This is a genomic window from Wolbachia endosymbiont (group A) of Pogonocherus hispidulus, from assembly GCF_964028195.1.
Classification (GTDB): domain Bacteria; phylum Pseudomonadota; class Alphaproteobacteria; order Rickettsiales; family Anaplasmataceae; genus Wolbachia.
Genome location: NZ_OZ034750.1, coordinates 1,245,808 through 1,270,806, shown reverse-complemented (window position 1 = coordinate 1,270,806; position 24,999 = coordinate 1,245,808). Strand labels below are relative to the sequence as shown.

Genomic DNA, 24,999 nt, shown 5'->3' with positions numbered 1-24,999 from the left:
ACAGTTCTGCGAGAGACTGGTGGGGAAGCTCCGCCGGTCTACTCTCCAAGGTTCTTTCTTATGACTTTTTCTAAGTTCCTCGATCCTAAATATGACCTGCCCTTCAAACGAGTGTTCGGCACTGAAAAAAATAAGAAGATTCTTATCCACTTTTTGAATGACATCTTAGGCTTTACTGGTGTTAACACAATTCAAGATGTTAAGTTTCTTAGCACTATTATGGACCCTGAAATTGCTTCTGATAAACAGAGTATTGTTGATGTCCTCTGTAAGGATTCTTTCGGGAATAGATATATTGCAGAGATGCAGCCCGCTAGAGACAAGTGCTTTGAAAAACGTGCCCAACTTTATGCTGCTAAAGCTTACTCAAGACAATCTGGCAATTACATTGATTTTAAGAAAGTGTTCTTTATTGCTATTTCCAATAGTACGCTATTTCCTACAGAGGTTGAGTATATTTCTACTCACAATATACGTGATATAAAGACTAATGGACATTACTTAAAAGATTTTCAATTCGTCTTTATTGAGTTGCCTAAATTCGCAAAAAATAAAGTAGAGCAACTAGAGAGCACAGTAGAAAGGTGGTGTTTTTTTTTCCGGTATGCAGAAGATACTACAGATGAAGACCTAAAAGATATTGCAGAAAAATCACCAATAATAAAGCTAGCATATGATGCATTAGACAAGTTTAGTTGGGAAGAAGAGGATCTTGCAGCATACGAAGAAAGAGTATTGAGTGTACAGAAAGAAGCTGCTATTTGGGAACAACGTCTTGATGATGCTAGAGATGAAGGTAAACAAGAAGGTAGACAAGAAGGCATCCAAATCGGCCATCAAAAAGGTAAAGTTGAAGTAGCCAAAAACTCACTTAAGGCCGGTGTCTCTATAGATGTTATAGCTCAAATTACCGGCCTCTCTCATTCTGAAATTTCACAACTCAAAGAAAAAACATAATACTCCTACTTATTCACTTTAACATTTATGAAAACCTTCTCTAAGTTAGAAACATCCCCTAATTAAGAATCTAGTGAACTGTCTAAAATGGCTATAAAGATTGCACATAGAATTATATAAATTACTATCATAACGTTACCCAAACTTCTATATCAAAGCTACGTGCTGTAAGTTTAATATGGATAGTATATTAACCATTTATTCCCCAACTCTAGTCTTGTATTCCTACTTCATTCATGTTAGTATTAGAACCATCAAACTTGCTACTGGTATACCTAATTATTTTGTGGCTAATTTTGCCACCTTCACTTTAAATTTTCCACTACTTGGCATATTATAGCTCCACCTCTTATATTATAACCTACCTATTGAGATTACCTCCAAGTTTGGTTACTCCTACATCAGAAAGACAAGTTGATACTTTATCCTTTGGTAAGACATTTGTACAAAAGCACTTCTTGCACTTTTCTAAAACATTATCTAACCCAACATTACCACTAAATTCAACTCCTCTTTCCAAGCTTGCTATTATTTCTGGATATGCATCTTTAAGTTCAACATGTATTCTAGCTTGCTCTTTTGATTCTAGGTTTCTTATTTTATCTTCTACAAATGAATTAAATTTTTTAAGAGCAAATTCAACTGCAACTCTGCTGCTTGGCACAACTTCTACTCCTTTACTCATTAAACCTTGATAGCGCCTACTTGGAGTATTATCTAATGCATCGGCAACACAACTCGCAAGAGCAATATTTTCATTATTTAGGAATTTATTCCAACCAACAGATGATGTACTTTGTGGTATGTTTTTATTATCACTTTTTACATTATTCTTGTCTGCAATGTTGTATTGAGAGGGTAATGCAGGAATTATAGAGAAAGTGCTGGCTGCTAATTTTTTCACCCAAGAAATACAATCATTTATCCATGAAGATGGTCTTGTGCTACTGCTTGCTACTATCTCAGGTTGATTACTTGAATCTATAGCAAAAGGTTTACGTGATAAGTAACCATGATGATGACGGCGTCTGCGTTGTACAGGCTTTTCTCTTTCTTGGTTAAGTTTTTCTAAGCACTGCACAACATCACTACATTCTTCATTTTTACCATTTACTCTGAGTTTTTCTCTAACAATATCTAGTGGTGTTCTACCGTCAGCAGTTAAAGCATCAATATCAGCACCTTTTTCAGCAAGATACTTAACCATATTTAATAAATCCAATTGAACAGCCCAATGAAGAGGTGTCCAACCTTCATTATCTTTGACCTTAATATCAGCACTGTTATCTAAAAGAAGTTCAACTATATTAAAATTATTCTTTTGAATGGCCCAGAACACAGGAGTCCAACCCTGCCTACCCTGAACATTAACGTTAGCACCTTGTCTGATACTGTCTCTGACTTTCTCAAGATCTCCTTTTTCTGCAGAAATTAATAATTCTTTATCTAGATCCAATTGTTTTCGTTTCAAAACTTCTACTATATCTTCGTAACCCTTTTGAATAGCTAGGTCTAAAGGTGTTTTGCCGTACATGTCTGTAGCCTTTAAATTAGCACCCCTGTCAAGAAGTAGATTTACTACATTCAACCTGTTTGCGTCAACAGCAATATGCAAAGGTTTCCTATTGTATGCATCTTGAGCCTCAATATTAGCACCTTTATCAAGAAGAAATTGAACCATATTTGGATTACCTTCTTGAGCTGCAAAGTGCGATGGTGTTCCTTGATATGTAATCTCATTATTAAACTTGGCACCCTGAGCTATAAGGAACTTGACCATATCCCATTTACTTCCCTGAGCGGCATAGATTATAGGTGTCCAACCATTATTGCTATCTTGAATATCTAAGCTAGCACCTCTACCTACAAGATCTTTAACTTTATTAAAATCACCATCCCGTACTACAGCTAACAATTGTTCATTTAAACCTAATTGTGTTTGTCGTAAATATGCTACAACATTATCAAGTTTTTTATCAATAGCAATATCGAGCGGTGTTTTACCATCCTTGTCTTTAGCGTTAATGCTGGCCCCTTTACTTATAAGATACTTTACTACATCCAAATGACCAATTAAAGAAGCCATGTGTAGAGGTGTTTTACCATTATAGCCTTTAGCTTCTAAATTAGCACCATTTTCAACAAGATACTTTACTACATCCAAATGACCATTCCAAGAAGCATTAAGTAAAGGTGTTCTGCCATAGCGGTTTTTTGCCTCTAAATTAGCATCACTTTTAATGAGATACTCTACTATATCTAAATAACTATTCCAAGAAGCCCAGTGTAGAGGAGTATTATCATCACCATCTTTGGCTTCTAAGCTAGCACCCTGGCTAATCAGATTTTTAACCTCATTAAGCTCATGACTTCTTACAGCAAGTAACAACTTTTTATCTAATTGTACTTGCCTTAAATATTGTTCAACATTAACATGTTTTTTATCAATAGCGATATCTAGCGGTGTTTTACCGTAATCACTTGTAGCACCAAGATTAGCACCAGCACCTACAAGAAACTTCACTACATCAAGCCTGTTGGTATCAGCAGCGTAATGTAAAGGTGTCCAATGACCTTTGTCTTCAGCATTAACATTAGCACCACGACTAAGAAGTAATTTGACTGCATCTAGCCTATAGTTTTCAACTGCTCCATGTAAAGGAGTTGCTTGATATTCCCCATTTTCAGTTTCAATATTAGCGCCATTGTCAAGAAGGAATTTTATTCTGTCTAAATCACCCATTTCAGCAGCTGAATACAGTAGTGTATTGCCATCCTTGTCTTTGGTATCAATGTTAGCACCCTTGGCAATAAGACCTCTAACTTCATTAAGATCAACACCTTCCATAGCAGTCAACAACTTTTTATCTAATTGTACTTGTTTTAAATATTGTTCAACATTATCATGTTTTTTATCAATAGCAATGTCTAGCGGTGTTTTACCATCATTGGCTTTAGTATTAATGTCAGCTCCTTTGCTTATAAGATACTTTACTACATCCAAATGACCAATTAAAGAAGCCATGTGTAGAGGTGTTTTACCATTATAGTCTTTAGCTTCTAAATTAGCACCATTTTCAACAAGATACTTTACTACATCCAAATGACCATTCCAAGAAGCATTAAGTAAAGGTGTTCTGCCATAGCGGTTTTTTGCCTCTAAATTAGCATCACTTTTAATGAGATACTCTACTATATCTAAATAACTATTCCAAGAAGCCCAGTGTAGAGGAGTATTATCATCACCATCTTTGGCTTCTAAGCTAGCACCCTGGCTAATCAGATTTTTAACCTCATTAAGCTCATGACTTCTTACAGCAAGTAACAATTCTTTATTCAATTTTAAAATTCTCACTATAACTTCGTTAAAATCCACTATAACATCTTCTGAATTACAAGTAGAAGCTATACACCTTGAATTAGAAACTATTGCATCATTAAAAGCGAACATCATTTCCCTTGCTGGTTGATGAGTATTCCAGTTCTCTACTTTTACAAGAGTGTTACTTTTATGTGATAGCAATAAGGTATCATTCATAACTTTCATATCGAAATCTAATATAGACTTACCTTTCAAATCAACCAAACCAATATCATTATTATTAATAGGCTGATTATGATAAATCTGTAACCCTTGTTCATCTGGTTTATAATACCTGAAAGAACTAAAGCCATCAGCTCTTTCTCCAAATTCTCCTGGTTCCATAATTTTGTTACTCAGCTCTATAGATAAATCCCAATTTTTGTGAACAGAAGAATAATAATCCGATATTGATAATGCCCCTCTATCTGACAACAATAGCAAATCATTATTTAGTTTCAAAAAGAGTACTTTATCTGAATCAAACGTGAAACAATTATGATGATTTAAAAGGTCAGTACCATTAACGCTAAATCTTCCATCTATTTCCAAACTATGAGAACAATAATCACGCTCTAGTTCCCCACCCTGAAGTTTGTAATATTCTTCTCCGTCAAATGTAACTGTAACATCTTTATAATCTGGTAGCAGAGTTACATTTAGGCCATTTTTGTTAATCTTTATTTCTCCTTTATCATTTTCTATAAATGGCATATCATTTAATGTACTATTTAATTGGCTAAAATCTAATATGCCATTTGCTTGAGCAATTGTAATATTAGCGTTTCTGTTATCGAAAAGATAAAGATGACTTATATTACTTGGAGCTTCCCAGTAAAAATTATGATGTTCTTTATCAGGATAAAAAATATGATTACTGGAACTACCTATAGTACTATGATAATTAGCACTTGATAATTGCTTTGTAATATTAAAGTTTGAATTGTCTATCTTTCGTAAATTATCTAATTCATCATCTAACACAACATTACTACCTATGCTTTTTGTCACATGCAAGTTTGTTACTACGCCAGTCTTATCATCTACTTTTGTTGGTGTTACAAATAAACCATCTGCTGTTTTTACCGATGTTTGTTTGTCTACACCTATAAAAGCTCCACTTTTATTATAGATGGTTGTTATATTGTTAATGTGTGTTATGTTACCTATATCATTAAAATTTATCGGTAATAATACTAAACCTTTTCCATGAATGGAATCACCAAAATAACCCTTTATTGCAGTAAAGTTTTTTGCTGTTATTACATCATTTCCACCCTTACCATCTACATAATCTACATTGAAGAACTCTAGGTAATTAGTTCTATTACTGCCAATAATAGAATGTATGTTTATTGAATCTGTAGTAAGATTACCTTGTGTTATGACTATGTTCTTTTGTCCATCTGTTCCTAAATCACAAGAAAACTTTCCTGCTATGTGAAAGAAATTTTTAGCTGGACTATATACCTTACAACTATCTAATGACTTTTCAAAATAGTACCTATTTTCTATATTATCTCTTCTATCTCGATCACCATTTAAAATATCCTTTTCTTGAAAAACAATATTAACATTAGCATTTTGAGCCGGTATGTAATATACGCTTCCATACCCACGTGAATTCTTATTTCTGTATATAACTGCATTATAACAGTCGCCAGAATATTCTTGCAAGAACCACTTTTCTAACACTCTATTTAATATCCTACCCCTATGTGGTGATGAATCTCCACATGAAGCTTGACTTGGCAACGTATACAGAATTTCCCTGTTTTTTTCATGTATTGCGATATCATCATCACGTGGTCCACAAGTGACACTATAATTTTCAACAGTACTGGGAATAATTCTAGAATAGTAATTCATATTATCAGCATAAAGAAAGTGCGTAATATTTGTACCTAAGTCAAAACTAAGTCTATTACTAATCACCCTAGTTTGGGTATAACACTTAAATCCGCCTAAAAGTTCTACAATTCCTTTACCAACATCCGATGGCATCATATGCCCCTGTCTTTTATCTCGAGAGTGTTTACTAGTAGCATATTCTTCTTTTGTAACCAGTATGGAAGGCAGTGAAATAGCTATTGTATCATAGTTACTCTTAAATTGATCTAAGATCCTTGATATATACTGTTTATATATCTCTTCTGCTTCCATATCATGTTCTATATAATCTAGTACTTTTTTACCAAGAAAAAAATCCCAATATAAGTCATGTTTCTCTTGATCTGTAAGTTTTATATGTTCTCCTAATTTTTCTACTTCAAGTCCTGCTTCTACAAATTGTGCTATAATGATTACAGCAACTGAAATAGCAGCACCAACTGGACCTGCAAATTCTCCTATTATTCCTGCTTCCATACCTATAGCTGACATTGTTTCCGTAACAACCGCAGGTACATCTGCAGCGATAAAGATAGAATTAGTTGCGATGTTTAGGTCAGCAATCTTTATATCTACAGGATCTGTCGCACTTTGCCTTGCTTTTATTGACTCCGCTAACCCTAAAAACGCTGCAAAGTTACCTATAGCACGTCCCATAACTGGAGCAAACTCCTTCAACATCTGAGAATCAAGCTTTGTTCCTAACTCTAACATTTTTCCAGAAATTTTTTCACCAATCTTTGGCATTACCCATAGATTTAATGCATCATAACCTAGTCCTTTTACATCTCCATTTGCTATATGTTTACCAACTAAAAATACTGTAAAGGCAAGGCCTGCACCTTCTGCTACTTTTCCTATTTTTTCTGCTACTCCGGATCTCCTCAGAATATTTTTCACTTCTTCTTTGTTCTCTATATTATCCTTCATTTCTTTCACAATATCCCTAATCTCTGGATCTATCGAATTTAGGTCTACATCCTTGATCTTTGCTACAAATGCTTCTTCAACATTTTTGTCTATAATTTCACCTTCAGATATCTGCTGAGAAACCTTGAAAAGCTGATCATAAAACTCAATATTCTTTACTCTTTCTGCTACCTTATCAGCATTGAATAACTCTTTGATACGTTGTTCTTTTTCCTCCTCTGTAATCTTTTCTTCATCAAACGAATCTATGCAGGCCATACTTACACTTCTTTCTCTTCTTGGTTTTTTACTTGGTGGATACTCCGGCGATGAAGATTTTCTTTTAGAACACTGCCCTACAGTAGGCAACATATGAACTGAACTATGAACTACTTCAACAGGAATAAATCCTTCTTTAGTTGTCCTACTTGTTAAAATAAGTTTACTAGGATTATTAGATCCTTTATCGAAAACAACACCGATAAACTTTACCTCATCACCATCTGTAAGAGTTTTATAGGTAACACCTTCTTTGTATTCTTCATTTATTTGATCATTTGCTTCCCTCAATAAAGCTTGAGCTCCTTTACCCTGCCTTGATGCCTTAAGTTCCAACCCTATTGGAGTGTACTCCTCAGCATTTCCACCTTGAGCCACAAACTTAATACCATGAACTAGCATGTCAATACGTTCTCCTCTACCGGTTTGAAACTCAGTTAAAACTAATGCCCTAGTTTCTGGTGATTCTTGTAATTTTAGGTCGCTATAATAACTAAATGCTCCATTCAATATTCCCTGGAAATGAGCTTCTTTATTAACGAGGCTCTTAAAAGGGAATATTCCTTCTCCAATTTTTTCTAATAATCTACTATATCCTCCTATTGATAAAGATTGGATATCTAGTGCTTTATCGAATGTTTCTTTTAACTCACTAGGATAAGGAACTTTTTTGAAAGTACCTTGAAATCTCTCAGCTCCGTTGTTGTACTCTTGTAAAGAATTATATTTTTCAGTCCAAACAGTAAGATATCTTTTAAAATCTGACTTGTATCTAGTATCAAAATTAAGACTTAATTCAACTATTTCCCTATCTCCTATCTCTCTACCTAATCTATCAAGAGGAAGCGCTTTATTCGGTACATCCTTTCTGTTAGCTTCAACAATATTTATTACATAAACTAACTTCCCTGTATTTTCTGGAATAAGCACCATTGTTACAACTGCGTGGCTTGCATCAAGGTTAGTTGATAGTGCTTCTCTGCTTCTTTGAGCTGCTAGACGTCCAAGCCCACGAAGATTAGGATGCACTTCAGTAGGTATATTATCTTCATAGATAAAAATGTACTTTTTTAAACTTGTTTCTGAATCTTCACTTAATAATAATGATTGCCCTAGTAAAAACCTACTGAAATAATGATTATCTCCCTTCTCTGGTGTACCAGGAAAGGTATGATAAATACGTTCTAAATTATCTTTTACCTGTTCTTTTAATTCCCTTTTACCAATTGTCTGCGTGTCCCAATCCTTAGTAGATTCTAATATTTCTTGAAAAAGAGGAATTATTTCTTCTCTACGACTTGATACTTTAATATCAGAGATAGGAGATGGATTATCAAGATTGACACCAACACATAAAATGTTATCTGCAGTAGTTAAAACTCGCTGAACATTTGGTTGAAACCCTTGTGCATACTTTTCTGCTTGCTGTAAAGCCCTATCTGGAGTGGCATTAGGACCTGCTCCTGCTTTTAACTCAATAATAATAGGAATAGAGTCTAATGCACGATCAGGACCACGAGCTAGCAAGATAATATCTGCATAACCCCTTCCTGCAAACTGCTCTGGATAAACTCTAAGATTATACCTATAGTGAAAATTCATGAAAACGCCAACCATAAATCCATGATGTGCTGCTTCACGTGCACTATTATCATAGACTACTGATCCTACATACTCAGAATGAACGTTATTAATTTTTTCAAGAACTTTTTTTAAAGACCTGCTAACTGTTTGCGCATCAGAATCAGATAGCTTCGCTATATCACCTTCGGGATTATTCCATATTCCTTTCTCTACTTCATGAAATTCTTTACTAGCAGGGGAATCAAGTATCTCTTTAACTTCCATATTAACAAAAATTCCATCCTTTTCTTTGTAGATCTGTACTAATCTGGATTTTATTCTATCTTGAATTTCATTCTTAATATTTTGCTCAACGTTCCGATTTCTAATCTTACTCCTATCTATATTATTTCTTAATATGTTCTCCAACTCATTAACAGTAAACTGATGGCCACGCTTACCTTCTGAAATGGAAAATAGATCTATATTATGAATAGCGTCTTCAGCATTTCCAATTTGACCATTTTTAACAATAGCCACCTTTAAAGTTTTCGAAGTATCAAAACTAAAATAAATCTTTTTAATATTTAACTTTTCTGCAATTTCTGTATCCAGCAAAGTAGAAAAGCTCCCTAAGAAGAAATGTGTAAAAAATCCTGCTTTTTCTACAGAGTGTAAATAAGATGGAATCTGATCCACAAATGATTGAAATCTTGTTTCGAAAGATTTAAAATCCTCTCCTTGCTTACTTGTGCCAACTTCTGTATCTGCTTCCTCTATCAATAACTGTATTAACTCAAAATCTTGTGGTCTTCCTTTACCCATGACTTTTTTTAAACCTTTCGCAAGCTCTACATCATTATCAACAATACCTCTCTCAAGACCAAAATTATAATGGTTTCGGTTACCCGGTGCGCCAACATGAAATAATTGTATTTGAATATCTCCATTACCATATTGAGTTTCAACTTCACCAGAAACACTAATTGTTGCGCTAAGTATTCCACTCATTGCTCTTATTTCAGGTTCACCTCCCCAAGTATTAGGGTTCCTCATGTTTTTCAAGTAACGCTCAAAATCACCTTCAACAAAATCTCTGAACTCATTCCTATGAGAACCTATATAATCAACTACTCGATTGCGAAATACATTTCTTACTAAGTTTGCAAATGTATCATCATAATTCGCAGCACTTAAATTCTGAACCAGATTCCTAATATGATCTAAATCTCGGGTTACAGCTCCTTCATTTCCAAATAGTACTTCATACCTTTGTCGAAATAAAGCATTGTCGTTTCTGACAGGTATTAAGTAAGCCATAGTAATGGACCAAAATAAGCAGCTACCATCTCCTGGAACATCGATTCTTTTAAACCTACTTTCACTTTCGGAATCAACATCAGACCTCCGATAGCGCTTAAATTGGGGAAATTCTTTAGCTTGCTCTATATATTGTATCTCATCCGATGATTCGGTAATCTTTGAATTAACGCCTTCTTTTTTTAGATGATCTATTGGATATTGTGCCTTAAACATAAAACCCCCTTCATTACATTATACCAAACCCACTATTTATTATCAGAGATATCAACAATATAAGCTATTTTTACCTGCATACTAACTTGGATATATAACATTTGTATTATAATGCAACATCTTTTTGACAGAAGCTAAAGTAGTAACAAGAAACCACCACCTGCTTTATAGAATTGCCTTATAATATCTCTTAATTACCCAACTCCAATTGCTCACATGCCTTGCTTAATTTAACCTCAGTTAAGCTAGCAGGCTCTTCAGATCTAGGCTTACCGTATGATGAAAATTTATTTAGTGAATCAACATCTCTTTTCTCTAACACAGATCGTATATACTCCGCTTGCCTAGAATCCATAAATTCTTTGATTTGATCAGAATTGGCCTTATCTAATATTGCCCATACCGGTTCCATGTAATTTTGATTTACCCAAGGTACTAATAAACTTGTAACAAGAAAGCAAGATCTATTACAAACTTCTTCCTTCAGCACATAAGTACGATGGCTATCAAATCCCTCCTTTCTCCACATATGCATAAAAAGCTTTGCACCTTCACCAGCATAATATGAGCTGTTCTCTGTTTTTATATAGTGTAGCCAGACAAGATATTTATCTTCTGAAACATTACTTGGTTTCAAATAGTCAAACAATGCTTGAAATTGATCAAAGCGAAGTGCACCCTGTAGCGTGTTTAGACTACCATAATAACCATTTTCAGCTAAGTCTCTTTTTAGAAGTTCCGGATATTTATCAGGACTTATTTGACTAAAACAAAATTCGAATATTTCAGGATAACTATTACAACGACTACCTGCTGCATATACTGCTGTTTTCATCAATATCTCATCCTTCTTTTGTCTGCTCATTTCATCTTCAGGTAATGACTTTATCTTATTCCAGAAGAATTCCACTGCCTGCTCTTGCTTAAAACTCATAGCACATTTAAGCCCGTACTCATATGGATGGCAGCCATCTAAATTTAATTTAGAGATATAACCACTGATAAAATGTGACCAAAAAACTATTAAAAGGTTCCCTGATAAGGTCTTAACTAAGTGAGAATACTCCAATAGACTGCTCTTACCTTGAGCTGATAGTTTATTTTTCCTCTCTTCAAACAAAGCAACAATATCCTCTTCTAGGCAATAACGACAAGCTGTCTCATATCTCTTTTCAGAGCTAAATGGATTATTTGAACCTTGCGCAATCAATTTTTTGCCTACTACTTGCCTATCAAGCTTAACTCCGTGTAAATTATCTACTTTTTTCCAACAATCCTCACTAGATAGCACTTGTGCAAGAAAATTACGTCCTTTCTGGCCACTTTTTTGGTGTAAACGCCAATTTGCATAGCACCAGCGTTCAATTTGAAAAAGCTTAGACGCTCTATAGGGGTCATCTTCTTTAATACAAGAAAATAGGACCCTTGGAATATCTGAATGCAGCATAATCACCCCTCTATGAATGGAAAAACATGAAAATTGGTACACCTAACATACACTTGTAACTTGATACCAGTTTAAGTAAGATATCCCGTTTCTAAGTTTTGTCAATCCTCAATTTGAAAAATTTTTTAGGCTTGAATAACTTTCGACAAAAGCCTCTTAATAGTCAAAATACATGACCTCTTGTTTATTTTAAATTTTATTTTTGTCATAAGCTTGTCTTAATTCTTCCGCAAGTAAAATGCTATTAATTTAGCAAAATATATTATTAAGATCTCAAGTAAAATAACCACTTCCAGCGTTCAAAATCAACTAATGAGAGAAGAGTTTGTTTTGGGATGGCATGGTCTACCAAGTGTACCATACGAACTTTTTTATATAGTAACTTTACTATACCCTAAAATCAGCTATGTTAGCATGTTTTAGCCACATTTATATATGAACTAGTTTGACTAGCTTCTCGTTGCAACAATTTTGTGCTTTTATTTTCACAACCTATTTTTACGCGGCTTGTTCTCACAAATATACGACCTTTTTTGCAATCTTAGGAAGAGTCAATAATTCAATTCTTTATAACACTAGCTAGCATGGTACTTTTACTAAAGTATTTTTTGAAAAAGTTAGTTGACTTATAAATAATTCTCTACTAATACTGGCATGTGTTTGTTTATTCTGCTGAAGTTGCTCCGCAGGTTACTGTATAATCTTCAGCAGTTTTTCCACTCCTTTAAAGCATCATATTCCTATATATTAAATATAGCTGGTGTTCTCAATTTTGTTGATCTATAGTAAAATTGGCTAAAACTTCCAGTAATAAACAACTTTTAACCTAGCAGTACTCACCATAAAAACTTAACAAAAATATGAGTAGTAAAAAGATTATGTTGAAATTAGCTTGACACATACTACACATTCTATATAATATATTCTATATCTAGAGCTAGCAGGTAATATGGGTACGGGGTCAGTAAAATATATTGTAGAACCTATCAGTGAACAAAGTAAACACACTGATGAGCAAAAACTGAAGTGTGACCTAAGTGCTGGACAAGAGTGTTCAGAAATAGGTAGCCCAAAAACAGAAGCAACTGAATTACCAGTAGATAGTTATTATGAATTCATTAAGCGAGATTTATTTTGGGCTGATAGAAGTTTGATAGATGATAAAAAATACTTAGAGGATTTAATAGATGAGTGGCTTATTCATGCACCTAACTTAGGACTGGAAGAGAGTCAAAAAAAGTTAAATCAAAAATTACTCAATAGTATTATAAAAGATTTTAATATGGGAAATTATGACTCATTTTCAAATCTTAAGCAGTTTTTAGAAAGTAACGAGAAAAATAAAGACCTGAAGTACGTTCTTAATCTCAAAAGAGGGCATCTAGGAACAACAATATTGAACGTGTTTCTCGAATACGACGAAGTTATTCCTTCTCTTCTCAAAGCTGGTGCTGATCTAAATATGCAGGATAATAAAGGTAAAACACTTTTGCATGATACTGCTATTTATTCTAGTGGATATGAAGATCTTGGGTATCTCTTAGATGCAAAAGCTGATCCAAATATACAAGATGAAAAAGGTAACACACCTTTACACTATTATGCTGCTAAGTGTAGTGATCAAAGCAGAAAAACTATGGATTTACTCATAAGCAAAGGAGCTGATTTAAGCATAAAAAATAACGATGGAAAAACTCCACTGCAAGTTGCAATTGATAATGACAACATTATAGGATGTTTATTAACTAATAGTCAAAAAAAATTAAGAGAGCAACTAGGTAAAATGCTTCTCGCTACAAGTTCTGATGAAGATTGGGATAATGCTTATGATCCAGAGGTTGAAAATCTAAGAAAGTTTTTAAATCAATATGAAAATGACAACGACTTAAAGATAGTTTTAAATGTTAAGGATGATAGTTCAGTACTTCTTGATTCGCCATCTCGTCAATTTCCTAATGTAAAAGCCTTGCTCTTAAAAGCAGGAGCAGCTGATTTTATAGGTAAAAAACAAGACAATTATGAAAAATGCGATAGTTTTTTATCAGAGATTTATCAAATAAATTACCTTGCTAAACGCAATGAGTTTTTAAGTAAGGTAGTAAAAGCTAAAAGCATGATTGAATTACAAGAAGTTGTAAATGAGATTATAGCTTCTGGAATGAGATTAAATTTTGCTAAAGATAAAGATTATTACTTTGCAGATCACGTACTAGAAAAAATTGCTCAGCTAGAAGGAAGCTATGGAATTGCCAGTGATATAGTATGTACATTAATATCAAGAGGAGCAAAGTTAAAAAGGTCAGAAAGTTTAAAAGTCATTGATACAATAGAATTAAAGTTCAAAGCTCATAAGGCTAATATGATCAGTGCTCATTTAGAGTATGTTAGTAATACTGAGGAATTTTTTAGAATTGCAAAGGCTGCTACCAGCGGTCAACTATATGATGGAAAAATCGATAATAATGTATCTTACTTAGAATACTCAGAGGATAGTATAATAGATGTTGCAAGAATCACAGATAGAACAAGAAATCTGGAATTAATTCAGGAATCATATAGAAGGGATATAATAAAAATTGGCAAAAGTGAGGTGGAAATTATAACCGAAAACGGCATAAGGTATTACACAGATCTTACAGAAGGCAGCGATATAGTATTAACTTTCTATACTAGTTTGGGAAATATAGACCTTAGACTGTATCCTGACATACAGGATAAAAGCAAGATTATAGTAGAAGTGAGCAATAGAGAAGAAATATTAGAAAAATTCAAAGGTCGCGAAGAAGAGTTAGGCAATGATTGCGCGCTCGGTGACTACTGGGTCTACAATGCTATTGAACAGGGATATTTTGAAAGGTCTGGAAAATTAATGCATCCTGAAGTAATAAGCGAGTCTAACAACAAATGGACAGAACGTGAAGAGTTAAGAAAGGATTCTATGGAGGAAGTTGCTAGAAGGCATAAGTTATTACAAGATTTACGCAATATTGAGTCTAATATTGTAAAAAAGGAGAAGAATTTTGACATAAAAACTTACCTGATAGACATCTTTAAAACTTTATCTAGGTTCTATGAAGAAAAAGGGGATATTTCTAAAACAGACTTAGCTAAAGCAGCAGAAAAGGAAAGTAAAAAATTGGGGTTAGAAGGTAAATACAACTGGAGTAAGATTTTTGGTTTAGAGGAAGAAATTATTGAAAAGGTAGAAAAACAAGGTGATAAAGAGCAAAAATCAAACATACCTGATGACTTCTATTTAGGGCACGCAATCAATAATGGAAGCTGTTTTTTTGATTCATTCAGGCAAAGTCTAGAACAACAGAAGGGAATCAAAGTTACTGTAGAGCAGTTAAGGAATGAGTGTAAGAGATTTGCGCAAGACAATCCTCCAGAGTGGTTTATAAGTAAAATTGGCAATGACTTTGATGAGGTTGAAGGTGAGTTCGTAAATCGTGGAATTACGTGTAACCAATATATCAATAGCATTGGAAAGAATGAATTTTGGGGACGTTCCGATATCGAGGGCAGAGTACTTTGTAGTAAGTATGGTGTGAAATTGCATGTTGCAGAGAGTAATCCATTGCACACTATTGATAAGCAACAAGATCCGTTCTTGCATCAGTTAATAGATAGCTCAGGATCAAAAGCATGTAAGATAGATTATAGTCACAATAGTGTCTTACATATGGTAAATGGAGGCCATGATCATTTTCAACCCCTACTTTATAGAAATAAGGTCTTGGCGAAACAAACACAAGAACAAAAAGATTCCTTATGCTATTCAAGCTTGCCAAGCTGTAGTATGGATGAGTTAAAGATAGAAAAAGCATCTCATCAACAGAAGGCGCTGCTTGTAAGTAGACCATAGCTTTGTATATGATTTGTTACACAGCAATGATGGGAGAAGTTTATTTAGTAAGTTGAAAAAGAAACTATTTTATTTAAAAAGTTTACTTAATGTTTATGGATTTTCAAGTACACTCTCAGATTCAAAAGGGGCTATAGATTGCTCGACATGTACTATTTCCTGGAGTTGTGTGCTGAAGTTTAGAGTATTGCCTTTTTTGATGTTTAAAGAATTTTCCTCTAAATCTACTATTAAAATATGCAGCTAAAATTGTATACCACTGTTGCATCCAATATGCTAAAATCTTCATCATCTATATTGATATTTTCACATAATTGATTCTGTAACATTGACTTACTTTTCTATATCAATTTCAGCATCTTTTTGTGTGGCCCTTTGTAGTAGCTCCTTTTGCAATAACCTTTTTTAATTTTCTGTCACATACTTTTTTCGATGTTTTTTCATATTGTTGTTTTTATAAACGTTACGACGCTGAGCCGTAAAATTTCTCCCTTTGCTCACTCCATAGCATCGGTATTTCTCTCAAATCAGCTAGCTTCAAGGCTCTTGGCTGTCTCCCATTTACTATGTCTTCCTTTATTTTTGGAGCTAAATAATTTAATCTCAAAATTTGCTGTATACGTCTTGTACCTATATTAATTTTAGTACTCAGTTCCTTTACACTTCTATATTTTCCCTCTTCTAGTTGCCGTTTCCACAAGTGAGCTCTTACCACTGCTTTCAGTAGCGCATTGTTTGTTTTACCTTCTGGTTCTACTACCGTGCATTTATTTCCTTTCTTCTTTATTGGTATAAACTTTTCCTCTGATTCAGAACTCACTTCTATTCCATCTTCCTTAACCATTACTCCCTTTATTAACTTTTTCACTACTTCTTTTTGCTTTCCAAAACTTAAATTTTTCCACTCTTCTGCTTTTTCTCCCCATTTTTCATATAAATCTTCTGCTTTCTTCATTGCTTCTTTTTCTATTTCTCCTGCTACTATACTTCGACTCACTGATGCACACCCTTTTCCTCCTAAACGATTATTACATATATAATATCGGTACCTTTTATTTTCCTTTTTTGCATAGGTCAGCGTCATATTTACATCACAGCCCTTGCACTTTATTATTCCCTTTAGTAGCGCTTCCTCGTATTTCACCTTTCTATATGGTTGATTCTTTATCAATTCCTGTGCTTTTTGCCATTTTTCCTCTTTTATTATTGCTTCATGCTTTCCCTCATATTGCTTCTCATAATGCCTTATTTTTCCCATATATATTGGATTTGTTATTATTCTTCTCACCATTGCCTTTTTAAAGATATCTGATTTCGTCCGGTACCCTTCTCTGTTTAATTCCCTTGCCAACTCTGCCATTGACTTCAGCTCCAAATATCTTTCAAATATATACCTTACCACTTTTGCTTCTTTTTCATTTATTATTAATTCTTTATCTTTTACATCATATCCCAGCGGTAAAGTTCCTCCCATCCATAACCCTTGCTCTTTTGATGTTGCTATTTTGTTTTTTACTCTTTCTACGATCATTTCTCTTTCTAGCTGTGCTGCTCCTGACAATACCGTTTGCACGAACTTTCCCATTGGCGTATTATTGTCAAATATCTGTGTTACTGCTACAAAATTTACTCTATGCCTTCTAAAAAATGACGTTACTTCAATGCTGTCTTTTGTTTCTCTTGATAGCCTATCTAATGTATATACTACTACACAGTCAACTTCTCCTGTCTTTACATCTTCAAACAACTCCTTTATTGCTGGTCTTTCTAAATTCTTTCCTGAGAAACCTCCATCATCGTATCTTTTGGCCAATGCTACCCATCCTTCTCGGCTTTTTATATATTTTTCACATGCTACACGTTGCGCATCAAGACTATTAAACTTTTGTTCTAGACCATCCTCATTTGACTTTCTCGTATATATTGCACATCTTATCTCTTTACACATTTTCCCTTCCCTTTTGATCACGCAAACCAAATAGGAGCGGCCCATTGTAACTCATTCCCATTATTTTTCCGGCTACTGCTGACAATGACGTAAAAAATTCTTCTCTGTAGATTAAACCCTTATCTGTTACCATTACCGCATGCGTTTCTTCCCCTCTCTCTAATATTAGCTCTGTTCCTGCTACTGGCAGTTTGTCACTACTTATTCTTTTTCCCTTCTCTAGCCGATCTGCTAGATACTCTAGTCTTTTTGTTCCTTTTCTTGACATTTCTCCATACGCTTCCTCCTGTATTCTATATGCTAGTCTCGGTATCAGATATTTCTTTGAGTATCTAGGCGCCTCTTCCCCATATACCTTCTTCCATATTCTTCTCAACTCTACCAACGCTTTTTTCTCCAAATTCATTACTTTCTTTTCTGTTTCTTCCTCCATGCTTTTAGCCTCTCATAGAAGATTTCCCACTTTGCTGTTCAAATAACTTTTCAATTCTGTCTGTTTCTTTCTTTAATACCTCGGTTATCTCTTTACTATTTTTCGCATAATCCATCGCTGTCATTCCAAATTTATCCGCTTGCTCTATTTCTCCTCCAGCTTTCACTAACTCTTCTACTATTTCCACTTTCTCCACCATACATGCAAGGTGCAATGGAGTGCATTTATTTCCATATTCTTCCGCATTTATATTTGCTCCTGACTTTATCAATTCTCTCACGGTTTCTAGGCGTTTCTCCGTTACCGCTAGGTGTAGTGCTGTATATCCTCCTATATCTGTTGCATTCACATTCGCTCCTTTTTCGACTAATAACTCCACTGTTTTTACCTCTACTGCATAATGTAGAGCTGTTCTTCCATTCTTGTCTCTTGCATAAATATTTTTATATGAGTTCTCTAATAGTGACTCCTCTTTCTTACCAAACTTTAACATAATCTACCTCACCTTTTCTTTGACCTTTTTTTTAAGCTTTCCTTCTCACCACCTCATCTATCATTTCATTCACTTGGCTGATTATCTTGCTTGCTAAATTTTGACATTCTTTCTTTATTAGCGATTTGTCTCTCTTCCTTATTTCTTCTATCTCTATTATTTTTAACTCTGGTAAATAACTCCCATTCAACATGTCTGCTATTTCTCCCACTAGCCTCTCTATTCCATAGCACGTCAGTTCTCTACTTTTTGTTACTCCTCCTTTTTCTCTCAAAAATTTACTTGCCTTTTCACTTTCTTTGCTATCACATAGACGATACTTTTCACTTTCCCAGATGTAATACATTGGTGTTGCACCATATTTATTCAGTTGATTAACTTCAGCTCCGGCCTTCACTAGCTCTTTTATTATTTCAACTCCTCCCATTTTGCACGCAGAGTGGAGTGGCGTACATCCACTGACATATTGAGTGGCATTTACTTCCGCTCCTTCCCTTAGCAGCACTTTTACATTTTCTAAACTCTTTGCGAATACTGCACAGTGTAGTGGTGTATAACCATTTTTATCTCTTGCATTAACCTCTGCCCCTTTTTTTATTAATAACCTTATTGTTTTGTAATTGGAGATTTCTACTGCTTGATGCAAGATCGTCTCTCCTTCTTCATTTCTTTTATTAATATCGTTACTTGATACTTCTTTAAAAAACTTACTAAAAGATTCTCTCTTTTCTTCGCTAAACTTCATACTTACCTCACAAAATTAGCTTTTCTAGCGCCAGATAAATTTCTTATGTTTACCTGCTGCTATTTAAGTCATGTCCTTTTTAGCATAGAAAAGCAAGTCTTTTTCTTTTTATTTCATACACTTTTACCTATTGTTAATATAATATATGAGGATCTAAATATAAGTACTTAACTTATTAGAGATATTACTTGACTATTTTTCCAATTTCTGTGCAAATGTCTATGTTCGTGCCACTTCAGTACTCCTGGATAAAATACTAAAATGTGCTTTTCTAATTCGTGTATTGAGTCTTTTTGCTCTGAATCCAAATCATTTTTATAGTAAACATTGTGTTCTGCTAAAACATATTTTCTGACCTTCTGATCTGTATAATTTTCTACTTTGTAACGATGGATAATACTGAATCTTTCTAAAATTGGCTTGTGTTTTAAATTCCAACGTTGCCCTGAAAGTTTATCGTTTCCCAATACAAATTTATTTCCTTTTTCTTCTACGCTACTTACTGGAAAGCACCCATTTATTTCTCCTAATTTCCAGCTATCTGACAGTACAATCTGTGCTTTGGCAAACTTTATTTCTGGTAATAAGCTCTGTGATAGAGGATATAGTGCTTTTAAGTTGTACCACTGATGACTTCTTTCATAAATGCCTTTGTAATCCTTTGTATGAGCCTCTGTTTCTCCAAGTACTGCTACATCTAATCGATATATGTCATTACTAAATGTTTGTTCATAATGCTCTCTTAAATAGTTGTCTACAATCTCTACTAACGGACCTCTAGAACTGAAAAAATTTATTCTTCCAAACGATAACACTGGCCCATTTTTTTCTATTTTTACCCCTGAATAATCAGAAAGAAGATCTCCAAATAAACTCTCATCCAATATAAATCTCTGCGCATTATAATAATCGTTAAAAATCCTCATTAGCCTTGACCTTGCTGGTAGTGATAGTTTTGCCAATTCTACTACTGCATCCACAAAAAAGTTATTTGGAACATCCCTTATCCCTATCTGCAGTTCAAAAAAATGTTTACCAGGTGGTTCTTCGATAATTGTAATGTCTTCTATATTTGCCCACTTGAGTGCTATTTTAAGTGATTTAGGTGTTCCTCGCAGTCTTTGAAATTTTACTCCTTCTACTACGGCTTTTCTTTTATCCTTTATCCAACGTAGTATTTCCCCCAATTCATATTCCTCAATCAACCACGGCAATGTTTCTTCTTTCAGGTTGAACTTAAACCCTCTTATACAGCTCGAATCTACTTTATAATCTATTGCTTCAACTATTCTACGTTCTTGTTTTGTTGCATTTGGTGGTAGAAGCATTAGTTTTTACCTATAAATTCAATATTCAAAGTTTTCAATATAGGACATTCATTTCCTCTAATTACAACATCCTCTTTTGGCTCGATTAATTCTACGTTTTCTACTCCTTCCACAAACAAATTCGCTATTATCCAAGATTTTGTAACATTCCATCCCAATCTTTTGCTTGCTTCAAACTTCTTGATGAACTGCTTCTTGATTTCTTCCTCTGACATTACAGGACTTACGCTCACTCTGCTGTGAATATCTATTTCCGTAATATTGCAACCTATCACTGTTACTGTATCGGTTAAAACCCTTATATCATCTCTAGTAACCTGCTTTTTTACAATTTCTAGTAGCTCTTCTGACACTATGCCAGTTGTTGTTGATAAGATTGAAATTTGTACTTTCCCTGGTATAGTTGATTCCACTAGTGCATCTTTTACTCTACTATCTGCTGACAGTGCATGATATTTATAATATTCCTTACTTCCTCCTGTTGACCAACCTGCTATCTTTGCTTTAATTCTTTTTCTAAATCGTTCATCATCTTCCCCTTTTTCTCTTTCTACAACATAAAACTCAGCTAAATTATCAAGATCTTCTCCCCTTGCAAACTTCAGTACATTACTTTTTATTGCTTCGTTTATTCTTTCTCTAAGCAAAAGTTCTCGCCATGCTGCTACTTCTAAAATCTTCATCGCTGGGTCACTTTCAATTAGTGCTGTAAAACTTTTATCTCGACTTATTAATTCTTCTTTCATCCGAGCAAAAATCTCTTCGAAGTTCAGTGATTCAGGCTGCTGCATTTTTAAACAACTACTCCACTAATACCTATGAATTTGCCTTCTGAAAGATACATACCTTCAAGTACAAGAGTCATTTTTCCTTCTTTAGCTTCAGCAATCTTTACTTTTTCTAACTTAAATCTCTTCTCAAATTTCCCCAGTGCTTCTGCTGTTGCTGCATAGATTTCCAAAGTTAAATCTCTATTTATTGGCTTATCTACTAATTCAAATAATCGAGAACCATAATCTCTTCTCATTACTCTACTGTTAATAGGAGTGGTCAGTATATCAATTATCGACTGCTTTAAGTGCTCTATTCCTTCTAATGCTTTTCCTGTTTTAGCATCCATTCCTCGCATATATTTTTCATGGCTCTGACTGAATACTTGCATGTTTTTCACGTGCTATAGAAATAGCCTTTCTCAACTTCTTTTCAAGAATTTCTTTAGAAGGAAGCTGTGTTAAATACTGTGCAACATGAATATTAGAGCCTTCGAGTTCAAGATATTCTATATCCTCTTGATCCTTATCAGCACATAAAATAATCCCTAACGGTTTTTCTTCACCTGCTTTTCGTTCATTTTTATCTAACCAATTTAAATACCATTCCATCTGTCCTTTATAAGCTGGTTCAAAACGGCCTATTTTTAGCTCTATTGCTATAAGGCGTTTTAATCCTCTGTGAAAAAATAGCAGGTCCAAATACCTGTCAGTTGTTTTAGTACTCATCCTTTTTTGACGTGTTACAAAACAAAAATCATTCCCAAACTCTTGTAAAAATTTTGTCAATTCATCCAAGATTGTATTTTCTAGATCAGTCTCACTATAACTTGATGGCAATTCCATGAAGCTAAGGAAGTATGGGTCATGAAAAATGAATTCTGGTGCTAACATATTTTCTTCACGTAAATTTTTTATACTCCTTCTTATGAAATCTTCAGGTTTTTTTGCTAGTGCTGTACGTTCATACAACATAGTATCGATTTTACTACGTAGTGCCCTAACACTCCACCTTTCAATACGACACATTTCTATATAATAATTACGCTTCAGCTCATCAGAAATTGCAATAATTTCTACAAAATGTGACCAACTCAATTGTTGTGACAGTGTCGCGACAATCTCTTGATCAGGAAAGAATTTAGAAAATTGCACCATACGAAATAATGACGCTCTATCAAACCCACGTCCATATTTAATCTGAAGTTCTTTTGCAAGTTGGGAGATGATTTGCTTCCCATAATCTGCGCGTTTGTGCTTTAGAATATCTTGGTCAATTCTGGAGCCAATTTGCCAGTTTAGCAATACTAGAGTAGAGTTGAATTGAACAGAAAGATGATTCTTTGCTCTATCTATTAAATTACTAACGTCTCCTAATAGGCTAGTAGTTATATCCATGTTCATAACCTTACTTTTTGTAAGTATAACAGATGGTTTATTTTTATCCTGAAAAAACATTATTACTACCACTCATTACTTTAGAACCACAAGATATTGAATCTCCAACTCTTCCTATACCATACCCATTTGTAAACACTGTTTTTGACCCTTCAGTTAATACTCTACTTTCTGTAAAATTATCTCCTTTTCGGCAAACTGGTTTACCATTCACAAAAACATTATTACTGCCGCTAATGCAAAAATGTGGTGTTGCTTCTGCACAATGATCTCCTACTCGCACAACCGATTTATTCATCAATTAAGGTTTATTTTATCTGCCTTCAATTTTATTCCACTTTTTGTCATTTCTATACTTGATTCCCCAGCTTTCAGTGTTATTTTGTCTACTACTTCAATCTCTAAATGATGTTTATCTTTATCGTATGACAACTTTGTTCCATCTTGAAATGTTAAGCTACTCACCTCTTTTTTATTTTCTGGAGCAGAGTACTTTTGTTGATATATTCCAGGAAGTACTACTCCTAAAGATAATTCTCCCAGCGGGGAAAGTATAACTACTTGCTCATCAATATCTGGCGGACACCAATCTCTATCTTTTCCTGCTTTACTTGTTATCCACGGCAACCAATCTGTTAAAAATTCTCCTATTTTCACTCTTACTTTTGCTTTTTCATAATCTATTTCTTTTACAATTCCTATTCGTACAATGTTTGCTAACTTTCTTTGCAGCTCTGAAATAGCAAAATTACTCTCTAACATTTTCTCCTATTGTAATCGTATGTGGCTTAATCGTATTTTCTGTCCATATCGATTTACCTAAATGAAGCTGATGACTCCACTCAACCAACCACACCAAATACGCATCTAATTCGGGTCTAAATCCGTCAATTTCCGCAGATATAAATTCTCCTGGTGAAACATTTTCCACATTCCAAGTATTTTTATTTACTACTCTTGCTACTTCTGCTGCTAATGTTCTGACAATAATAGCTGCATTTTCTATTGTGCTATCAATCACAATTCGTGCTTCAAATCTTGCTTTCAGTGCTAATTCCTCTGTTCCTGGATCTTTTCCCGATTCTAAACTCACAAGCTCTACAAATAACGCTGGCGCTAATAATTCTTTTCTTATCGATGGATAAATATCACAAGTTTGAATTGCTGATATTTCTTCTTTTAACTTAGTGCAAATTGCTTTATGTAAATCTTGCCAATTCATATAGATGTAATGTAACTTAATTCGCGGTGGAAGAATTTTTCAAATACCTTTTCAACTTCATAATTAACAAGATTACCTATTATCCTTGAAGCCTCTGGTTCTAGTAGCAACTTAATTTCCTTTATTGGTAATGCTGTTCTTCCTTCACGCTTAAAAATACCGCTATTTCCTTTTGGCATAACTGCTGCAAATCCTCCTATAAACTCATGCTTTCCTACTTTCGATCCTCTTCTTGTTTTTTGTATTTTACCAATTGTCGATGCTCTAATGTCGTAGAGATTTGCTCTAATTAACACTTCTAATCTGCTAGTTTTCGCCTTAAAAATTCTTAGCCTTCTTCTCATTAACGTCAATTTTATCTTCTTTTCCTCACTAATTTCCTTAGCTGCTTGCGCTTTTAACCATAGTACCGTTTTGTTTAATGCCTTTACCGTTGCTAATTCTACTTTTCTTCTTTTAGCATTTACACTTTCTATTACCTCAACTTCTATATGCACAGACATTCAGACGCTTTTATTTTCCACGTTATTCCAGACTTGTCTCTAAGTGGCGGTGAGTGTACTTTATATCTTCGATCACCTATAACAAAAACATCTCCTACTATTGGCTTTAACACATCAAACGCACTTACTTCTAACGCTAAAGTTTCTTCCACAAATTGTCCTTCACCAATCTCGTATAATTTATCTGGCTGTTGCTTTAATACTTGTACCATGTATGACTTATCCTTTGATTTATACAAAGCCACTTCTCCTAAATGGGCAAAACAATCTTCTAATAATCGCTTAATATTCTCTTGCATATTTCTTTTTGATATACTAACCTTTACATGCTAAGAAAGCCCATACTGGT

General features: G+C 34.2%; 17 protein-coding genes. 2 read left to right on the top strand and 15 right to left on the bottom strand.

Annotated features, from left to right (window positions below; all coding sequences use genetic code 11):
* Window positions 1–60 precede the first annotated feature (60 nt).
* Entirely contained in the window at window positions 61–957 is an 897-nt protein-coding gene (locus tag ABWU58_RS06165) for an Rpn family recombination-promoting nuclease/putative transposase (protein ID WP_353282913.1), read from the top strand.
* 361 nt (window positions 958–1,318) lie between these two features.
* Here the strand turns inward: ABWU58_RS06165 and ABWU58_RS06160 are convergent, their stop codons facing one another.
* Together ABWU58_RS06160 and ABWU58_RS06155 are read right to left on the bottom strand one after the other, a co-directional pair.
* Complete coding sequence (locus tag ABWU58_RS06160) at window positions 1,319–10,495, bottom strand: ankyrin repeat domain-containing protein (protein ID WP_353282912.1); 9,177 nt, start codon at window positions 10,493–10,495, stop codon at window positions 1,319–1,321.
* 190 nt (window positions 10,496–10,685) lie between these two features.
* Window positions 10,686–11,942, bottom strand: coding sequence for a hypothetical protein (locus ABWU58_RS06155; RefSeq protein ID WP_353282911.1), 1,257 nt, complete (start codon window positions 11,940–11,942; stop codon window positions 10,686–10,688).
* Between the two features lie 949 nt (window positions 11,943–12,891).
* Here ABWU58_RS06155 and ABWU58_RS06150 point away from each other — a divergent pair.
* On the top strand, window positions 12,892–15,810 hold the full coding sequence (locus tag ABWU58_RS06150; protein WP_353282910.1) for an ankyrin repeat domain-containing protein: 2,919 nt from the start codon (window positions 12,892–12,894) through the stop codon (window positions 15,808–15,810).
* Window positions 15,811–16,273: 463 nt separating this feature from the next.
* Here ABWU58_RS06150 and ABWU58_RS06145 read toward each other — a convergent pair whose 3' ends face one another.
* The 13 genes from ABWU58_RS06145 to ABWU58_RS06085 all read right to left on the bottom strand — a co-directional run bounded on the left by ABWU58_RS06145 (window position 16,274) and on the right by ABWU58_RS06085 (window position 24,949).
* Window positions 16,274–17,758, bottom strand: a complete 1,485-nt coding sequence (locus ABWU58_RS06145; protein ID WP_353282909.1) for a recombinase family protein — start codon at window positions 17,756–17,758, stop codon at window positions 16,274–16,276.
* A complete protein-coding gene (locus tag ABWU58_RS06140; protein ID WP_353282908.1) occupies window positions 17,751–18,191 on the bottom strand; it encodes a DUF2924 domain-containing protein in 441 nt (146 codons plus the stop codon). Before ABWU58_RS06140 ends, ABWU58_RS06145 begins: the two co-directional genes overlap by 8 nt.
* 4 nt (window positions 18,192–18,195) lie before the next feature.
* Window positions 18,196–18,684: an ankyrin repeat domain-containing protein gene (locus ABWU58_RS06135; RefSeq protein ID WP_353282907.1), complete on the bottom strand. Its 489-nt coding sequence runs from the start codon at window positions 18,682–18,684 to the stop codon at window positions 18,196–18,198.
* A gap of 31 nt (window positions 18,685–18,715) precedes the next feature.
* Window positions 18,716–19,429, bottom strand: a complete 714-nt coding sequence (locus tag ABWU58_RS06130) for an ankyrin repeat domain-containing protein (RefSeq protein WP_353282906.1) — start codon at window positions 19,427–19,429, stop codon at window positions 18,716–18,718.
* Window positions 19,430–19,596: 167 nt separating this feature from the next.
* Window positions 19,597–20,757: a phage tail protein gene (locus ABWU58_RS06125; RefSeq protein WP_353282905.1), complete on the bottom strand. Its 1,161-nt coding sequence runs from the start codon at window positions 20,755–20,757 to the stop codon at window positions 19,597–19,599.
* Window positions 20,757–21,548, bottom strand: coding sequence for a baseplate J/gp47 family protein (locus ABWU58_RS06120; RefSeq protein ID WP_353282904.1), 792 nt, complete (start codon window positions 21,546–21,548; stop codon window positions 20,757–20,759). The genes ABWU58_RS06125 and ABWU58_RS06120 overlap by 1 nt, the downstream gene beginning before the upstream one ends.
* 2 nt (window positions 21,549–21,550) lie before the next feature.
* On the bottom strand, window positions 21,551–21,886 hold the full coding sequence (locus tag ABWU58_RS06115; RefSeq protein WP_353278945.1) for a GPW/gp25 family protein: 336 nt from the start codon (window positions 21,884–21,886) through the stop codon (window positions 21,551–21,553).
* Window positions 21,887–21,893: 7 nt separating this feature from the next.
* Window positions 21,894–22,985 carry a YhcG family protein gene (locus tag ABWU58_RS06110; protein ID WP_353282903.1) on the bottom strand — a complete coding sequence of 364 codons (1,092 nt, stop codon included), beginning with the start codon at window positions 22,983–22,985 and terminating at the stop codon, window positions 21,894–21,896.
* The gene (locus tag ABWU58_RS06105) at window positions 22,969–23,223 is read right to left on the bottom strand and encodes a PAAR domain-containing protein (protein ID WP_063630987.1); all 255 of its coding nucleotides are present in this window, start codon (window positions 23,221–23,223) and stop codon (window positions 22,969–22,971) included. The genes ABWU58_RS06110 and ABWU58_RS06105 overlap by 17 nt, the downstream gene beginning before the upstream one ends.
* Window positions 23,223–23,687: a phage baseplate assembly protein V gene (locus ABWU58_RS06100; protein ID WP_353280102.1), complete on the bottom strand. Its 465-nt coding sequence runs from the start codon at window positions 23,685–23,687 to the stop codon at window positions 23,223–23,225. The genes ABWU58_RS06105 and ABWU58_RS06100 overlap by 1 nt, the downstream gene beginning before the upstream one ends.
* Window positions 23,674–24,147, bottom strand: coding sequence for a hypothetical protein (locus ABWU58_RS06095; RefSeq protein ID WP_253303090.1), 474 nt, complete (start codon window positions 24,145–24,147; stop codon window positions 23,674–23,676). Before ABWU58_RS06095 ends, ABWU58_RS06100 begins: the two co-directional genes overlap by 14 nt.
* A complete protein-coding gene (locus ABWU58_RS06090; RefSeq protein WP_353282902.1) occupies window positions 24,144–24,650 on the bottom strand; it encodes a phage tail protein in 507 nt (168 codons plus the stop codon). The genes ABWU58_RS06095 and ABWU58_RS06090 overlap by 4 nt, the downstream gene beginning before the upstream one ends.
* Window positions 24,635–24,949, bottom strand: coding sequence for a hypothetical protein (locus tag ABWU58_RS06085; protein WP_353282901.1), 315 nt, complete (start codon window positions 24,947–24,949; stop codon window positions 24,635–24,637). Before ABWU58_RS06085 ends, ABWU58_RS06090 begins: the two co-directional genes overlap by 16 nt.
* Window positions 24,950–24,999 lie beyond the last annotated feature (50 nt).

Excerpts from the sequence above, each read along its gene's own strand:
- ABWU58_RS06165 (WP_353282913.1), top strand. The coding sequence starts at position 61 with ATGACTTTTTCTAAGTTCCTCGATCCTAAATATGACCTGCCCTTCAAA.
- ABWU58_RS06160 (WP_353282912.1), bottom strand. The coding sequence starts at position 10,495 with ATGTTTAAGGCACAATATCCAATAGATCATCTAAAAAAAGAAGGCGTT.
- ABWU58_RS06155 (WP_353282911.1), bottom strand. The coding sequence starts at position 11,942 with ATGCTGCATTCAGATATTCCAAGGGTCCTATTTTCTTGTATTAAAGAA.
- ABWU58_RS06150 (WP_353282910.1), top strand. The coding sequence starts at position 12,892 with ATGGGTACGGGGTCAGTAAAATATATTGTAGAACCTATCAGTGAACAA.
- ABWU58_RS06145 (WP_353282909.1), bottom strand. The coding sequence starts at position 17,758 with ATGTGTAAAGAGATAAGATGTGCAATATATACGAGAAAGTCAAATGAG.
- ABWU58_RS06140 (WP_353282908.1), bottom strand. The coding sequence starts at position 18,191 with ATGGAGGAAGAAACAGAAAAGAAAGTAATGAATTTGGAGAAAAAAGCG.
- ABWU58_RS06135 (WP_353282907.1), bottom strand. The coding sequence starts at position 18,684 with ATGTTAAAGTTTGGTAAGAAAGAGGAGTCACTATTAGAGAACTCATAT.
- ABWU58_RS06130 (WP_353282906.1), bottom strand. The coding sequence starts at position 19,429 with ATGAAGTTTAGCGAAGAAAAGAGAGAATCTTTTAGTAAGTTTTTTAAA.
- ABWU58_RS06125 (WP_353282905.1), bottom strand. The coding sequence starts at position 20,757 with ATGCTTCTACCACCAAATGCAACAAAACAAGAACGTAGAATAGTTGAA.
- ABWU58_RS06120 (WP_353282904.1), bottom strand. The coding sequence starts at position 21,548 with ATGCAGCAGCCTGAATCACTGAACTTCGAAGAGATTTTTGCTCGGATG.
- ABWU58_RS06115 (WP_353278945.1), bottom strand. The coding sequence starts at position 21,886 with ATGCGAGGAATGGATGCTAAAACAGGAAAAGCATTAGAAGGAATAGAG.
- ABWU58_RS06110 (WP_353282903.1), bottom strand. The coding sequence starts at position 22,985 with ATGTTTTTTCAGGATAAAAATAAACCATCTGTTATACTTACAAAAAGT.
- ABWU58_RS06105 (WP_063630987.1), bottom strand. The coding sequence starts at position 23,223 with ATGAATAAATCGGTTGTGCGAGTAGGAGATCATTGTGCAGAAGCAACA.
- ABWU58_RS06100 (WP_353280102.1), bottom strand. The coding sequence starts at position 23,687 with ATGTTAGAGAGTAATTTTGCTATTTCAGAGCTGCAAAGAAAGTTAGCA.
- ABWU58_RS06095 (WP_253303090.1), bottom strand. The coding sequence starts at position 24,147 with ATGAATTGGCAAGATTTACATAAAGCAATTTGCACTAAGTTAAAAGAA.
- ABWU58_RS06090 (WP_353282902.1), bottom strand. The coding sequence starts at position 24,650 with ATGTCTGTGCATATAGAAGTTGAGGTAATAGAAAGTGTAAATGCTAAA.
- ABWU58_RS06085 (WP_353282901.1), bottom strand. The coding sequence starts at position 24,949 with ATGCAAGAGAATATTAAGCGATTATTAGAAGATTGTTTTGCCCATTTA.